General features: G+C 55.1%; 14 protein-coding genes and 1 pseudogene. 3 read left to right on the top strand and 12 right to left on the bottom strand.

The window, feature by feature from the left end; genetic code table 11:
• Positions 1–75: 75 nt before the first annotated feature.
• The 4 genes from ACP7E0_RS31620 to ACP7E0_RS31605 form a co-directional block, all read right to left on the bottom strand.
• Positions 76–1398, bottom strand: a complete 1323-nt coding sequence (locus ACP7E0_RS31620) for an extracellular solute-binding protein (protein WP_426130931.1) — start codon at positions 1396–1398, stop codon at positions 76–78.
• A 67-nt stretch (positions 1399–1465) separates the two neighbouring features.
• Entirely contained in the window at positions 1466–2311 is an 846-nt protein-coding gene (locus tag ACP7E0_RS31615; protein WP_426130929.1) for a carbohydrate ABC transporter permease, read from the bottom strand.
• Positions 2311–3201, bottom strand: coding sequence for a carbohydrate ABC transporter permease (locus tag ACP7E0_RS31610; protein ID WP_426130927.1), 891 nt, complete (start codon positions 3199–3201; stop codon positions 2311–2313). The genes ACP7E0_RS31615 and ACP7E0_RS31610 overlap by 1 nt, the downstream gene beginning before the upstream one ends.
• Positions 3198–4295, bottom strand: coding sequence for an ABC transporter ATP-binding protein (locus tag ACP7E0_RS31605; protein ID WP_426130926.1), 1098 nt, complete (start codon positions 4293–4295; stop codon positions 3198–3200). Before ACP7E0_RS31605 ends, ACP7E0_RS31610 begins: the two co-directional genes overlap by 4 nt.
• 131 nt (positions 4296–4426) lie before the next feature.
• On the opposite strand from ACP7E0_RS31605, the gene ACP7E0_RS31600 reads away from it, so the two are divergent.
• A complete protein-coding gene (locus ACP7E0_RS31600) occupies positions 4427–5449 on the top strand; it encodes a LacI family DNA-binding transcriptional regulator (protein ID WP_426130924.1) in 1023 nt (340 codons plus the stop codon).
• Positions 5450–6006: 557 nt separating this feature from the next.
• On the opposite strand, the pseudogene ACP7E0_RS31595 reads toward ACP7E0_RS31600, so the two are convergent.
• The 3 genes and pseudogenes from ACP7E0_RS31595 to ACP7E0_RS31585 form a co-directional block, all read right to left on the bottom strand.
• A pseudogene (locus ACP7E0_RS31595) lies at positions 6007–6186 on the bottom strand (chemotaxis protein CheB); the annotation flags it as partial.
• Positions 6187–6774: 588 nt separating this feature from the next.
• A complete protein-coding gene (locus ACP7E0_RS31590) occupies positions 6775–7881 on the bottom strand; it encodes an alpha/beta hydrolase (protein ID WP_426130922.1) in 1107 nt (368 codons plus the stop codon).
• A gap of 35 nt (positions 7882–7916) precedes the next feature.
• Positions 7917–8483, bottom strand: coding sequence for a hypothetical protein (locus ACP7E0_RS31585; RefSeq protein ID WP_426130921.1), 567 nt, complete (start codon positions 8481–8483; stop codon positions 7917–7919).
• 408 nt (positions 8484–8891) lie between these two features.
• Here ACP7E0_RS31585 and ACP7E0_RS31580 point away from each other — a divergent pair, with 408 nt between their 5' ends.
• Entirely contained in the window at positions 8892–9101 is a 210-nt protein-coding gene (locus ACP7E0_RS31580; RefSeq protein ID WP_426130965.1) for a DUF2945 domain-containing protein, read from the top strand.
• Positions 9102–9146: 45 nt separating this feature from the next.
• Here the strand turns inward: ACP7E0_RS31580 and ACP7E0_RS31575 are convergent, their stop codons facing one another.
• Entirely contained in the window at positions 9147–9494 is a 348-nt protein-coding gene (locus tag ACP7E0_RS31575; protein ID WP_426130919.1) for a DUF3140 domain-containing protein, read from the bottom strand.
• A gap of 720 nt (positions 9495–10214) precedes the next feature.
• Here ACP7E0_RS31575 and ACP7E0_RS31570 point away from each other — a divergent pair.
• Complete coding sequence (locus ACP7E0_RS31570) at positions 10215–10709, top strand: hypothetical protein (RefSeq protein ID WP_426130917.1); 495 nt, start codon at positions 10215–10217, stop codon at positions 10707–10709.
• Positions 10710–10720: 11 nt separating this feature from the next.
• Here ACP7E0_RS31570 and ACP7E0_RS31565 read toward each other — a convergent pair whose 3' ends face one another.
• The 4 genes from ACP7E0_RS31565 to ACP7E0_RS31550 form a co-directional block, all read right to left on the bottom strand.
• Positions 10721–11248, bottom strand: a complete 528-nt coding sequence (locus ACP7E0_RS31565; protein WP_426130971.1) for a hypothetical protein — start codon at positions 11246–11248, stop codon at positions 10721–10723.
• A 293-nt stretch (positions 11249–11541) separates the two neighbouring features.
• On the bottom strand, positions 11542–11724 hold the full coding sequence (locus ACP7E0_RS31560) for a hypothetical protein (protein WP_426130915.1): 183 nt from the start codon (positions 11722–11724) through the stop codon (positions 11542–11544).
• Positions 11725–11887: 163 nt separating this feature from the next.
• Positions 11888–13291 carry a sensor histidine kinase gene (locus tag ACP7E0_RS31555; protein ID WP_426130914.1) on the bottom strand — a complete coding sequence of 468 codons (1404 nt, stop codon included), beginning with the start codon at positions 13289–13291 and terminating at the stop codon, positions 11888–11890.
• A complete protein-coding gene (locus tag ACP7E0_RS31550) occupies positions 13288–14007 on the bottom strand; it encodes a response regulator (RefSeq protein ID WP_426130912.1) in 720 nt (239 codons plus the stop codon). The genes ACP7E0_RS31555 and ACP7E0_RS31550 overlap by 4 nt, the downstream gene beginning before the upstream one ends.
• Between the last annotated feature and the right edge of the window lie 178 nt (positions 14008–14185).

The following is a 14185-nucleotide window of genomic DNA, read 5'->3' as shown; positions in this document are numbered from 1 at the left end:
ATTATGGTCCGGGATACGCGATAACGTCGCGTATCCCGGTACAAGGCCAACCCCTATTGCGGGGATCGGTAGGGCTTAGCGGTTGCGGCGAAGTACTCGCTCGACACCCGATTGCATGGCATCGAGTGCCGCCTGCGGGTCGGTACTTGTCAGCCACATCGCGTTAAAATCCGTGATCATCGCATTGTAGACCGCCCGCTGGTTCTGGATTTGCGGTAGTGCCGTGGCATTGCTGGTGGTTTCAGCAAATTCAGCGCGATGCGGCAGAGACTTGAATTCTTCCGACCCGAGCACGGACTGGCGGACCGAGAGGTGGCCGGTTCGCGACCATTCGAAGTTGTTGTCATTCAGGAATTTGAGGAAGGCGAGGGCCGCCTGAGTTTTTTCCTCGCTTCGGCCGTCATCCTTGGGGATCACCCACATGTGGCTGTCTGCCCAAACAGCAGGCTTTGCATAAATCTGCGGCACATTGGCGACGCGGTAAGTTTTGAGTGCGGCTTTGCCGCTTTTTGCTTGCGCGTCGTAATTGTCGACAGCCCAGGTGCCATTTAGAAGTATCCCGGTTTCGCCATTCAGGAACGCCTGTTCGGAGCCTGGATAGTCAAGCGCCGAGTTGGCCAAACCGTCGGAATAGATGGTCGATATAAGTTTTGCAGCTTTCAAACCCTCGGCGGTATTGATGCTGGCGGTCTTGCCATCCGGCGAAATGACATCGACGCCTTGTTGCCACATAAGCGAGTCGAAGAAGCGGATCATCATGCCTTCGGAGCTTTGCGATTCCGAGCCGAGATAATACTTGCCCGTTGCCTTCTTGAATTTCTTGCCCTGCGCGACCAACTCCTCGGGTGACTTGGGCAGGATCGGCGAGCCATCCCCGTTAACAAGGCCGGCCGTCTTCATCAGGTCCATATTGATATGAAACAGTAGCGCGTGAAGGTCGTAGGGAAGGGCGTAGACCTCTTCCTTTGCTGTCGCATTCTTCAAAGCTGCGGGAACGAAATCATCAGTCTTGATTCCAAGGTCGGCCAAGGGCTTGCCGAGTGGCGTCAATAGATCGCGATCGGAGAAGTTTGGCATAACCGATGCGTGCATGACCGCCACGTCAGGAATATTGCCCGTGGAGTAGGTTGCGGTCAGCAGGTCGTAATAGGTACCCCAGTCGACCGTTTGAGTGACGACCTTAGCGCCGATTGTGTTTTCGGCGTTGAATTTGTTGGTCAGCGCGGTGATGATGCCGCACTCGCCGTTCGCTTTTGAGACGTCGGTAACGTCGCCGTACTCGGTCTTGCAGTCACCGAAGAATCGGAAAAACGAAATGTCGACGGCTTGGGCCGCTCCTCCCCAGAGCGTGGTCATAAGGGCCGTGGCGAGCGCCAGGCGTTTAGACGTTTTCATCATGTGCATCATATCCTCCTTGTCGATGCGGGTATTCTCAAACGTCCCGGCCTCACCGGGGCGGCCTTCGTTACTTGCCGGCGCTCATGGCGACACCCGCCACAATGAAACGCTGGAAGACCAGAAAGAGTAGAACGATCGGCAGACTGGCAAACACCGCCGATGCCATTACGGCACCAAGCCCTTCGGAAAACGCGAAGTTGCTCTGGATCGAAGCAAGACCCAGGGTCACCGTGTACATATCTGCCTTGGTCGCCGAGACAAGCGGCCAAAGAAAGTCGTTCCAGGCGAAGATAAACGTAAATAGGCCAAGGGTCGTTAGGGCAGGGACCGAAAGCGGCAGCATGATCTTTAGGAAGATCGTTAGTCGCGAAGCGTGGTCGATCTCAGCCGCTTCCTCTAGCTCCTTAGGGACACCGCGGAAAAACTGCATCATCAAAAAGACGCCAATGGGCACAGCTACGCGCGGCATTACCAGTGCAAAATAAGTGTTATGCAGGCCCCAACCGGAGACCATCGTGTGCAATGGGATGAACACCGCTTGTTCGGGCACCATAAGTCCGGCGACCATGATTAAAAACAATGTTTTCTTGAACGGGAACTCCAGGCGGGCAAACGCATAGCCTGCGGTTGATGAGACGATCAGAACGAGCAGGGTCATTGTGACCGAGACGATCAGGCTGTGTAACAGCCAATACGGAACGGTATCGAGTTTTAGAAGGCCTATATAATTGTCTAATGTGAACGGGATTGGCAGGAAACCCGCTGTCGAGCGCATCAATTCGGCGCTCGGCTTGAGTGACATGGCAACCACCCAGATGACCGGGATAAGCCATACAATGGCGAAAGCTATTGTTGCGCCGAGGATTAGCAGATCGGTGGCGCGGCGGAGGCCGCTGTTGCGGGCTGTCGCCATCACTCGTCTCCCTTACGACCAAGCCAGAGCTGCAGCATCGTGAAGCCTAGCATGAGAACGAACAATCCGAATGACATGGCAGTGGCGTAACCAACTTGCCAATCCCGGAAACTGGTCTCGTAGATGTATTGGACAATTGTACGGGTTCTGTTCGCTGGCCCGCCTTGGGTCATCAAGTGCGTCTGACCGAAAATTTGAAACTGAGCGACGATCTGTAATACCAATACGAGGAGGACCGTATGCCGGATGGATGGGAGTGTAATGCTGCGCAACACTGTGAAGCGGCCCGCGTGATCGAGTTCGGCGGCTTCGTAAAGTTCGGATGGAATCTGGCTAAGAGCTGCGAGAAACAATGCCATAGGTAGGCCGACACCCCACCAAAGTGTGGTTAAAACGATCGATGGCATGGCGAGCGTCGGGTGGCCAAGAGAGTTGATAGGCGACACGCCGATCATCCGGAACAGTGGCACGAGCAGACCATTATCTGCCGACAAAACCATCGACCAGATCAGGGTTACAACGGAGACCGAAAACACGCTCGACATAAAAAAGATCGACCGCAATATCCCTTTAAATCGACCTTGCCCAAAAACAGCGAGTGCTAGGACCAGCGCCAATGCAGTCATCGCGGGGACCGTCATGACAACAAACAACAAGGTGTTTCCGACGGTCCTCCAGAAGACCGGGTCTGTCCACAGGTCTTGGTAGTTCAACAGACCGATAAACTCGCGATAATCTCCGGCCAGCTCCCAGTCGTAAAGACTGATCCAAAGTCCCTTGAAAAACGGGTAAACCAGGAAGGTGACGTAGATAATGAAAAACGGGGCTAGAAATGCGTAGCCGGTCAACGCATCTCTGCGACGGACAGCCGCCTGGCTTGTGATGGTCATGCCTTATCCCCCGGATGCCGGGTGATGGAAACCGTGTTCGTATCGAATACGTGTCGGGTCCCTTGCGCTATCGCAAACAAGCAAGGCGATCCGATCGTGGGCGCGCTGCCGCCCCGTTGCTCAGCAACGATGGATGTCCCGTCAGCGAGCGTCGCATAGATAAGCTGCATCGAGCCGAGTTGTTCGATGACATCGACGATGCCTTGAAGGGCGCCATCGTCAGCTGGAGCTAGCAACTCTGGCCGTAGGCCAAGGGTGACCTTGTCACCGGGCTTAGTCGACCCCGCTAAGACTTGGGCCGTCAGTCGCGCACCGCCGGCACAGCTCAACTCGGCAGCTTCACCATTGACGGCGTCGACTGTCGCGGGAAGAAGGTTGATGCGTGGCGCTCCGAGAAAGCCGGCCACAAACGAATTAACCGGACGTTCATACAGTTCAATGGGCGCTCCCACTTGTTCAATCTGCCCAGCTCTCAATACGACAATCCGGTCGGCCATCGTCATGGCCTCGGTTTGATCATGGGTGACGTAGATCATGGTCGCGGAAAGACGGTGGTGAAGTTTGGCGATCTCGGTGCGCATCGAAACGCGAAGGGCAGCATCGAGGTTTGAGAGGGGCTCGTCGAACAAGAAGACCCCTGGCTCACGCATTATGGCCCGCCCGATGGCGACGCGCTGACGCTGGCCTCCAGACATCGCCTTAGGTTTTCTGTCGAGATAGGGATCGAGTTGGAGGATGGAAGACGCTTTGGCGATGCGTTCGGCGATTTGGCTTTTCGGCGTGCCGATGTTGCGTAACCCAAATGCCATATTCTCCCGGGCCGTCATATGCGGGTAAAGCGCGTAGTTCTGAAACACCATTGCGACACCACGGTCACGCGCAGCGATGTCGTTGACCCGCTTTTCCCCAATCAAGATGTCGCCACCAGATATGGTCTCGAAGCCTGCTATCATCCGCAGGAGCGTTGACTTTCCGCAGCCCGACGGCCCGACAAACACGACAAATTCGCCGTCGGCAATCTTTAGCGATACGTCCCGTATAACATTAATTGCACCAAAGTTCTTTGACACCCCTTGTAGGGAAACCTCCGCCATCCACTCCTCCTCGAGTGTTTAGTGATATTTTCATTTTTATAACTAATAGTATTAGCAGTGACAAGGGCGTGATCTTGTTGGCTGCTAAATATTCATGTTATGCGGGGTCGGCTTTATAAGAGGGATGCCTTGTGACCAAGAAAGCAACCATGTCCGACATCGCTGCGGCCTGCGGGGTGTCTCAGGCGACGGTGTCATTGGTCTTAAACAATTCGCCGGGAACGCGCATATCTGCCGCGACACGCCAGGCTGTGCTCACCAAGGCCGCTGAAATTGGCTACAATACCGGACCACGTCGTGTCGAGCGTCGCCCACTGATCGCGATGATGATCAATGATGTCTCAAGCTCCCCACACGTCGCTGGGCTTATAGAGGGTGTCGCGGAAGCCGCAAATGAGCTTGGTTTCTTGGTTTCAGTTATGCCGACCGCTGGAAACGAGGAGACTGAGCATGCGGCCCTCGATCATTTGGCTACACTCCCGGTGAGCGGCGTCATTTACGCCAGGCTAATAACCCAACAGGTATCAGTACCAGCCAGATTGTCGGAATGGCCGACCGTGCTGCTCAATTGTTATACGTCGGATGAGCCTTTCCCCAGTGTTGTACCCGGTGATCTTGTGGCGGGCATGAAAGCGACGCTGCGTTTGATCGATGCCGGACACACGCGGATCGCTTATATTGGGGGAGAGGATGCAATCGAGGCCTCACGGGAGCGTATTAAGGGATATCGACGCGCTCTTATGATGCGCGACATACCTTTCGACAATGCATTGGTACTCAAAGGGGGGTGGACCATAACGGGAGGCTACAACGCATTTAAGCGACTTCAAACGTTGACTGAGCCGCCAACCGCGCTTTGCTGTTTTTGCGATCGAACTGCAATGGGTGTCTATGCTGCTGCGGCTGAAGCTAGGCTTTCGATCCCCGGCGATATTTCGGTGATTGGCTTCGACAATGAATCGTACACAGCCGACATGCTCCCACCATTGACGACAATGGAACTTCCTCACGCTGACATGGCGCATTACGCGGTTGAAAAGCTCGCGGAATTGTTGTTGACGCCACGGTTGAAACGCGAGAACCAGAAAATGAAATTTGAATGCGAAATTATCGAGCGCAAGTCGGTCGCCCAATTTCGCCCATTGGAACAGTAAACCATCGCTCGCGGATGCGTCGGAGAAGACTTGCTCAACTGGGAAGCCTGCTTTTTGCCGAGTTTTGGTTTGTCAATCAAGGTCCGCACATCACCCTGAGAGCATGTTTCACCCTTCCACATGAGCGACACCAATATCGTCCCATTGGAAGTCGAACCGCGTGGTGTCGAACGAATTAATGCGCAAAAAAATCCACCACCACGGCGACAGCAGCGCATCCAGGATCGACCATGCGCCGTAAGCGGCGCCCGACGTTTGAAGCACCTCTCGAATGCCGGCGTCTCCATTGTAAGGAATATTATTAAATCTGAGGCTTAGCCCCCAGAGTATACAGAAAACACTAGTTCGAATCCGTTCAAGGCGTTCACATTCAACTACCCAAAAGCCGTACTGCGGCGGACGCTGGTTTGAGAGCGGACCCGCGCGCCGGGGGCTGTCGGTCCCGGTTTCCGGCTTTTTGCCGGCGCTATGCTAAACTTCCTGCGGCAACCCCTTTTAACCGGTCTTGCGGAGGCGAACGGCTTTCGCGGTTTCCGCTACAGCTGGTATGCCCATCGAGCCAGTTCGCTCTCACGCGCTGGATCAAGGTGTAGGACAACCACGAATGCGCAATCGTTTTCATCAGGCATTGCGGCAAAGAACTGGTTCAGTGCTTGAATGCCACCTGCCGACGCACCAATGCCGACAATCGGGAGCGCTAAAAAATCATCCCGATTAAAATCAGCTTCGCCATCCATTTTACCCGACGGATTGCCCTGCCTTGCGTTCGGCGGGTGGTCTTAGCTAAAATGCTTTCCAGACGGCTTGACTACCATAGCGTACCTGTGCCTCGCCGACCGCAAGCAAACTTCCCATGCCGGCTGGCCTACCGCTTTAAGTTTCACGAGAGTCCGCTCAGCGACGCAGCCAGATTACCTCTCGCGCACGCAAAATTACCCGCATTTTCCCCTTGTACTACAACAAAACCCGACATGACAGTAAACTGTCGGCACGCTCAGATCTTACGATTTGCCCGTTCAGAGCAGACCACGTGCGGGTACATGACGATGCCTTTCCGAAAGCACAGCTGGGGTGGGAAAAGGATGTTGGATCATGCCTGGCATCCGGGGTGGAACGACATGAAAGGCCACCCCGCGCAGCGGCCACACAAGCACATGTGTATGTGCGGAAGCGGACATTTGAGCACAGCGGCGGTCTGGCGGCACACAATGCGTAAGCCGCGATCTGCCTTATACCGATCGGTTGGCTGATTTCGGTCGTCTTCCAGGGCTTGGACCTCAGAGCGATCGAAAATAAGGCCGGCTTATACTTAGCCGGCATCTACATTATTTCTTTTCGAACGCCTTGGTCAGATCTTCAACCGCAAAATCCTGCGCCCGCCGTGCGTCGTCAAGAACGGCGTCCATGCCGAAAAACTCGTGGGTGACACCTTCATTGTTCAGGTAGGTCGTGGTGACACCCGCAGCCTCCAGCTTTTCAGCCAGCATCACACCGTCTGACATCAGTGGATCGATCTCGGCGGTAATCACCGTTGCCGGCGGCAGGCCCTTGAGATCTGCCATCGTCGTGAGGTTGAGCATCGGGCTCATGGCATCTTCGGGATTGGCGAGAACCTTGCCGACAAACCAGCCCATGGCGCCCTTGGACAGCGGCATGGCATTCTGATTGGCGATGTAGGATGGCGTATTCATGTCAGTACCGGCGACCGGGTAGACCAGCAGCATGTGAACCGGCATCTGGACTTTCTGATCCCGAGCCATGATAGCGACATTGACTGCCAGGTTGCCGCCGGCACTTTCGCCGGCTATAGCAACGCGCGCTGGATCTCCACCGAAGCTTGAAGCCTTTTCTAGCGCCCATTTGTACGCGGCAAACGAATCCTCGTGCGCTGCCGGGAATTTGGCTTCCGGCGCATGGCGGTATTCGACGCTGACGACGATAGCCTTGGCTTTGGATGCGAGGGCAAGTGCGGAGGATTCATAGGTGTCGATATTGGCGATCACCCATCCGCCACCATGGTAGTAGACGATGACCGGCAAGGGGCCGTCGCCAGCATTTTCTGGCGTGTAGATGCGGACCGGCTGCGTGCCATCAGCGATCGGATAGGTCATGTCCTGCTTTTTGACGGCAGGCATGGGTACCACCTTGCCCTGATCCTTGAGAACAGCCTTGACGGCATCAGCCGGTGTCGTCTGGGTGCGAGCCTCTTCGACGGTGCGGGATTCGATCGGCTTGGCGCCAAGCTCCTGCATTTTCATGAGAACCACTGCCATGTCCTCCTTATCGGCGCGCTTCATCGTGCCGCTATCCGGCGTTTCAGCCAGAGGATTGGGCTTTGGCTGTTCTTGCGCGACTGCGGATGGCGCTGAAAACAGAGCGGTGCTGGCAATCAAGTGAGCGGCCAGAATGGATATGCGAACTGAGCTTTTCATCGGATGATCCTTTATAACTAGCTGAGTGCCGGCGCTTACGCGCCGAGCTCGTTGGAGATACGCTTGCAGATGGCGACGTGTTCCTTGAACACGGCCAGCATCAGCATGCTCAGATGACGGCCCTGCAGCTCGGCTGGATCGGTCACGCCGGTCGAATTATGAATGAAGGCGTCGGCGAGATCGCGTAGATACTCGTGGTTCTCCAGTTGGAGCGCGATATAGGCTTTGTCGAAGGCCTTGCCCTTGGCAGCCGATGTTACCTTCTCGACCATGCCGTCCGCGCTCGCGTCCATGCCCGGACCCATCGCGCCCGTATCCTTGAGAACCATATTGACGGTAATGGCCTCGCCAAGTTCGAAGCCGGCGAATTCCAACGCGTTCTTCTGAGTGGCCTTTTCGGAAGCGATCTGGGATGTCGCGAGCGAGATTTCGGCGCGGCCGATGACGGTGGAATAGAACTGCGCGGCTGTTTTTACGTCGGCGAATACTCCAGCCGGCATAGACGCCGCGGACGTTGCGGCCATCACTTGGCGCGTTTGAAACAGAAAAATAGGGGCTGCTCCAACGGCAACAAAGCCGGTGAGAATGGTACGGCGATCCATATCGGTGCTCCGGGGTTAATCCAATTTCTGGACACGGCTTTCCAATAAAGAAACAGCCGAATTTGGGGGCTGAGTTTGACAAAAAAAGTCAGCTCACTTAAAAGCAGCAACACCAACCTATCGTTTTTGTTCCAATTCGGGTTGTTCACTTTGGTCGTCCTGCAATTGTCCTGAAACTGTCGCGCCGACACTTTGATCAAAACGGTGATGGATGCATATGCCCGGCGTCCTGCCATACCTTGTTCTGCCGGCAAGCCTCGTGCAGCACCCAATCTTTAAGCGGCGATTGCCCCGCTTTGCAGCGCAAGTGGAATGGACTGTATCGTGATAGCGACCGCTACTCCTGAATGTTTCTGCCGCAGTATTTCGCCGAATGAAGGAACAACTGCCGCTCATGGCAGTTCCCGGATGTTCCCGGCAGCGCGAGGCCATCGTGAATCGGCTAGATCCAGGCCAACAAAGAAGGACGACAAGGTCGAATGGGAGACCAGTCAAGGCAAGACCGAAGGAAAGGTTGTCAAAAAGCAGACGTCTGATACGAAAATCAAAGGTCATACCTTGAGAGCAACGAAGTCTGATCCACAGATGATCGTCGAGAGCACCAGGTCTGGCAAATAAGCCGCGCTCAAGTCCGAGGCATTGAAAAGGAAAAGTTGAAGTCAGCTATTTCTCCAGCGGATCATGTCCCCAGTTCATAAGGGAATATCGCCAAGCCGAGTGCTCAACGTCTTGTTTTGGACCACCTTGCGCGAGATGCCGATGCACGTAGCCGACGACTTTTCGCATGTGCGTGAAATCGTCTTCGGTCATGTCACTCTTCGTTTTATGTTTGATGGCAACGATCCGGCGACCCGAATGATGGCCGACGCTTTCCGTGCCCTCTTTCTCCGTCCAGCCTACGGACTTGCTGTCCTCGGTCGCCAGCCATTTCTCTAACGCTGCAGGGGTCATATTGACTGCCTTAGCGAAATCTTTCCAGACCTTGTCACGGTCGATTGCATCGTCTGTCATCTTTGCCTCCTAGCGTTCTGATAGTTGGCTTTAATCCCGATGAATGGCTTAAAGTTCCAGGCTTAAGCAAAGGTGATAGGCATCACCGGCAAGTCCGAGCTCTCAATGGTGGCGTCTGCCTCCTGCGCATTTCGATTTTTCAACTTTTGAGGTCATTCACAAGTTGGCCACAAAAAATACTTGAAGCGCGTCGGCTTCTTGCAAGAGGCGTTCTCGCTAGCGTTGAGCGCCCGGGGTGAAAGATCTGAAGAATTGGCCACAGCTACACAAGGTATCCGTCCATCATGCGTTGATGGCTGGGCAAGCCCAGCAACTCGTCAATCCGAAACACGATGGCGTTCGCCAAGCCGCGCCTCGTTCAGACTGCGGTGGGCAAACTGAAAATCAAGGCATGGGCCTAGTCGATGACACTGACATGCGCCAAGTGGGAACGACTTCCACAGTAAAGCGTTCATCGTACTCACAACCTTTGGTGAACTTTGTGTCTAACAACGATCTCTATTCCCCCGCAGAACTCGCAGCCAGGTATGGTTTGTCGGGTTGGGCGGATGGAACTCGACAGGCTTTTAACTGCAACCCAGCGGACCCCGACCCATCGGGGAGAGGATGTTGATACTTCATCGGAACGCATCGCCTTCGGACTTGATTGAGGGCGACGAGCGTCTGGCAGTTACGATAACGGAACGATCAACAATCAAATTTCTTTTGAGAGGCCGCATCATGAAAATCAAGGTCTTCGCAACGATCCTGTCCATCGCTTTTCTGGCCGTCCAGTCACCGGCCGTGGCGCGTGACTTCTTTTCAGATCTTTCCGGCCAATGGTCGGGCTCCGGGCAAGCATATTTGAAGAAAGTTGGAGACATCTCGGCAAACTGCAAGTTGTCGGTCAACGATGGTGATCGAAACGTCTCTATGATGGGTAACTGCCGTTTTCTCCTGTTCCGCCAGTCACTCGGCCTGAACTTGAAAACAGCTGGCGGCGGTCGAGTGACCGGCACATACAGTGGGGCGAGGACTGGCCCCGCCCAACTCTCGGGGACCGTGAAAGGTGACAGGTTGGTTCTGGCTGTCACATGGGGAGGTGTGGTGAATGGGGATCGCAAGGCCCAGATGGTTCTCAGGCGCACTGGACAAAACACATTTGAACAGACTGTTGTGGATCAGGTCAATGGAGCGACAAAGACAACATCCCAGTTCGCTTTCAAGCGAAACTGACACTCGTTTGATCACCGTTCGCTGCGGTTGGGCCCGTTTACATGGGTCTGGGTAAAGTATCCCGCTGATTTTTTGGCGGAGATTTCAACCTCGGCCTCGGCGGCGCTGAGATCGTTTGGCAGCTCGATCTGCCTGACGACTTCTATGCCAGTGTCAATCGAGGCCTGATATTTGTGGTGGCTCATCGAAACCCACCGATCAATTCTTCCAACACCCAGCCAGTGCACAACGTTGATGGACAATTCCTGGAATCGAACATCCTGAACGCCAGCGATTTCTTCGGTGCCTGCAAAATAGCCATCAGGACAGTCGCCGAATGCAGCATTTCGTCGCGCATTGTACACCAGATATTTGACGACCTCGCCGAATCCGCGACCCTCTTTGCGATTGTAGGCAACGATGCCGACACCCTGTTCCTGCGCGGTCTTGAGATGGACAGTTAGACGACCATGGCTCGTTTCTGAAGGCCGGATGAGTGCCACTGCCGGCAAGCTGATGATAGGATCATCGCTCATTTGTCCGATCGTTTCCAGCGTCATGTATCTAGCGCGGTGAACGGTCTATTCATCGTTCTGTTTCAAGCAGCAACGCGCCGCGAGCCCTATAATACGGGTGCGATGCAGGCTTTTTAGCAAGTAAACGACGAAGCTAGAAAACGGATTTCGACTACGAGATCAAAACGGTTGAAAGCGCTACGTCGGGAGAGAGAAACACAAGCAGGGAGAGGGACCTGTTACTTAGCCGTTCGAAAACGTGTCGGTTGGCGCCGTCACAATGCAAACTAAGCCTGTCACGGGATACTCTACAACGACGCTGGCTTTCACTTCTGAAGCTAGCGCGCGCCATATTTAACAGCGTTGGTGCACAGTTCGTGGAGGGCCATGCCGAACGCCAGTGCGGCTTTAGCGGCGACAATTATCTCCGGCCCGGACGATGAGAACGCGGGCATCCCGGCCCGGTTAAAGGGCGCAATAGTGGTCGCTACCAGCTCGTCCATCTTAAGGCCATAGCTCATGGCGGCCCTCCACGGCATGCCCGGTGAGCTCAACATATTTCGCACCTGCAATCCGCATCGAAGATTGCGCCGCAGAAGAGGCGCCGCCATGTTCGCGGCAGTCAGGACGTGAGCATATCGGGGAATCTGCGGCAGCTAGACTCTTTGGCCAAAATGACAAACATCATACAACCGGCAATACCACCGCAGCGCGCAAACCCGGGTTGTTTGGCGATAGAAGGATCTCTCCGCCATGATGACGCACGATCGCCCTGGCGATGGACAAACCCAGCCCCACTCCACCAGTCTCCCTGTTTCTCGAGCTTTCGATCCGATAAAACGGCATGAACACCTGTTCGTATTCGCCCGATGGAATTCCTGGCCCGTCGTCCTCGATCAATATTTCAATCGAGTCTGGAAGCGTGTCGACCTTTACTACCGCGCGGCCTGCGTATCGAAGTGCGTTCTCAATAAGATTTCGGACGGCCCGCTTAAGGTTGTCGGGGCGGCAGCGATAGCTGATCCTGTCTCTCTCCTGAAAAACGACTTCGTGGCCCAGTTCTGCAAGGTCGTCACAGAGGCTTCCCAAGAGCGCCGTAAGATCGACCGTTCGCGTTTCTTCCGCTGTCGCCTCGCTCTTGGCAAAGGAGAGTGTCGCTTCCGTTATCGTCTGCATCTCGTCAACGGTCGCGAGTATCTTACTCTGAAGCTCGGGATCGGTCACGAACTCAGCTCGCAAGCGCAAAGTCGTGAGCGGGGTCCGCAAATCATGGCCAATCGCAGCCAGCATGCGCGTTCGATCATCAACAAAGCGCCGCAGCCTTAATTGCATGCGGTCGAAGGCCTCGTAGAGTTGCCGGATATCGTCGGGAGCACTCGGAGGGGAAAGATTTATTGCCTCGCCTCGCCCCAGTGCCTCGGCGGAAACCGTCAAGCGACGCAAAGGGCGCGCGATCTGGCGTGCGACCAAAACCCCGATCAAACTGAGCGCAATCGCGGTGATCCCAATTGAAAGTATCGACTGGCTGCTCCAGAGGCCTGGCGGGGTCGGCTTGTAGTAAGCGGCGTTGAGCCAAGAGTTATCGCCCAGCTTCTGAACAATACCCATGCCTTCATGGCTGGAAAAATGCAGGAACCGGGCGTCGGGAATAGCCGGCTCGGAGGCGAATGGATGCCAATCAGTGACATCCGGGTCTCCCAATGTGGTCGTCGCAATGGTAGCTTCCGGTGCCGCCCCATCCACGTTCTGCGATCGGATAAGGTCGGAAACGGAAACGCCGAGATAGGACTGCGCCGTTTTATACCAGGCGTAGGGATCGCTGGAAGGGTCGCGATCCGAAAGCCAGAAGCGCACATACCCCGTGGAGCTTGCAATCAGGACATTTCGGCGCATGTCGTCGGGAACAGTCTCCAATACGCTCGAAAGCGCAGCAGTCCTGTTTAGGAAGTCGCTTTCGACCGACTGCCTGATTGCGCTCTCGCGCTGTCTCGATGATATCAAGAAAGCGATGGTCTGGCCCACAAGCAGCGCCGCCAGAATGAAGACGATAAATTGACCCGCGAGGCTCTTCTTCCACCACAGCATCATTTGACGCTTACCTCGACAGAAAGGCTGTAGCCGCCACCCCAGTGGGTCTGAATGATCGTCGGATTCTTTGGATCAGGTTCGATCTTTTTTCGCAACCGGCTGACCTGGTTGTCAATGCTCCGATCGAAGGGCTCGGCCGTGCGCCCGACGGTTAGATCCAACAGCTCATCGCGCGTGAGCACGGAATGCGGATGATCCAGGAAAACCTTTAGCAAGCGAAACTCGGCTGTACTGAGCGCTACCCCCAGCCCATCACTGGATTGAAGCTCCCGTCGGCGAACATGAAGGCGCCATCCATGAAAATCAATGATCTGGTCTTTGGATACTTCCCGCGGCGCCGCGGTGGTGGATGCTCTGCGTAGCACGGCCCTTACCCGCGCCAGCAACTCCCGGGGGTTGAACGGTTTCACCAGATAGTCGTCAGCACCCAGCTCCAGGCCGATAATGCGATCGGTCTCGTCGGCCATGGCCGTCAGAAAAATGATCGGCAATTCACCGCCGCTACGGATCTGTCGACAGACCGACAAACCGTCTTCCCCTGGCATCATGATATCCAGAATGAGGAGATCGGCCGGGCAACGTTCGAGAATTGTGCGAAGCGCCGCGCCGCTTTCCGCGACGCTGACGCGAAAACCGTGCTGAGAGAGATACGCGCCCACGAGGTCGCGTATTTCACGGTGATCGTCGACGACGACAATATGGGGCTCGCTTGTCATTCAACACCCAGGACTTTCTATGGCACGCTCAAATATACCGCTGCGAAAGAAACGAGCACCCAAAAAATTGTATTAAAGTGTCGCAGTTTTGGTGTGCTGCACCCAAATGGACTGGCCACGATACAATTTAATACAATCTCCCAGGTCGGTGGCACATCTCTGCGACAATAGTCCGTTA

The organism is Pararhizobium sp. PWRC1-1 (assembly GCF_049897905.1).
Classification (GTDB): Bacteria; Pseudomonadota; Alphaproteobacteria; order Rhizobiales; family Rhizobiaceae; genus Pararhizobium.
The sequence above is the reverse complement of the archived record's forward strand: the minus strand, read 5'-3'. Positions and strand labels throughout refer to the sequence as shown.

What these genes read in the sequence shown, in the direction of transcription:
- ACP7E0_RS31620 (WP_426130931.1), bottom strand. Translation starts at nt 1,398, where the DNA reads ATGATGAAAACGTCTAAACGCCTGGCGCTCGCCACGGCCCTTATGACC.
- ACP7E0_RS31615 (WP_426130929.1), bottom strand. Translation starts at nt 2,311, where the DNA reads ATGGCGACAGCCCGCAACAGCGGCCTCCGCCGCGCCACCGATCTGCTA.
- ACP7E0_RS31610 (WP_426130927.1), bottom strand. Translation starts at nt 3,201, where the DNA reads ATGACCATCACAAGCCAGGCGGCTGTCCGTCGCAGAGATGCGTTGACC.
- ACP7E0_RS31605 (WP_426130926.1), bottom strand. Translation starts at nt 4,295, where the DNA reads ATGGCGGAGGTTTCCCTACAAGGGGTGTCAAAGAACTTTGGTGCAATT.
- ACP7E0_RS31590 (WP_426130922.1), bottom strand. Translation starts at nt 7,881, where the DNA reads ATGAAAAGCTCAGTTCGCATATCCATTCTGGCCGCTCACTTGATTGCC.
- ACP7E0_RS31585 (WP_426130921.1), bottom strand. Translation starts at nt 8,483, where the DNA reads ATGGATCGCCGTACCATTCTCACCGGCTTTGTTGCCGTTGGAGCAGCC.
- ACP7E0_RS31580 (WP_426130965.1), top strand. Translation starts at nt 8,892, where the DNA reads ATGTTCCCGGCAGCGCGAGGCCATCGTGAATCGGCTAGATCCAGGCCA.
- ACP7E0_RS31575 (WP_426130919.1), bottom strand. Translation starts at nt 9,494, where the DNA reads ATGACAGACGATGCAATCGACCGTGACAAGGTCTGGAAAGATTTCGCT.
- ACP7E0_RS31570 (WP_426130917.1), top strand. Translation starts at nt 10,215, where the DNA reads ATGAAAATCAAGGTCTTCGCAACGATCCTGTCCATCGCTTTTCTGGCC.
- ACP7E0_RS31565 (WP_426130971.1), bottom strand. Translation starts at nt 11,248, where the DNA reads ATGACGCTGGAAACGATCGGACAAATGAGCGATGATCCTATCATCAGC.
- ACP7E0_RS31560 (WP_426130915.1), bottom strand. Translation starts at nt 11,724, where the DNA reads ATGAGCTATGGCCTTAAGATGGACGAGCTGGTAGCGACCACTATTGCG.
- ACP7E0_RS31555 (WP_426130914.1), bottom strand. Translation starts at nt 13,291, where the DNA reads ATGATGCTGTGGTGGAAGAAGAGCCTCGCGGGTCAATTTATCGTCTTC.
- ACP7E0_RS31550 (WP_426130912.1), bottom strand. Translation starts at nt 14,007, where the DNA reads ATGACAAGCGAGCCCCATATTGTCGTCGTCGACGATCACCGTGAAATA.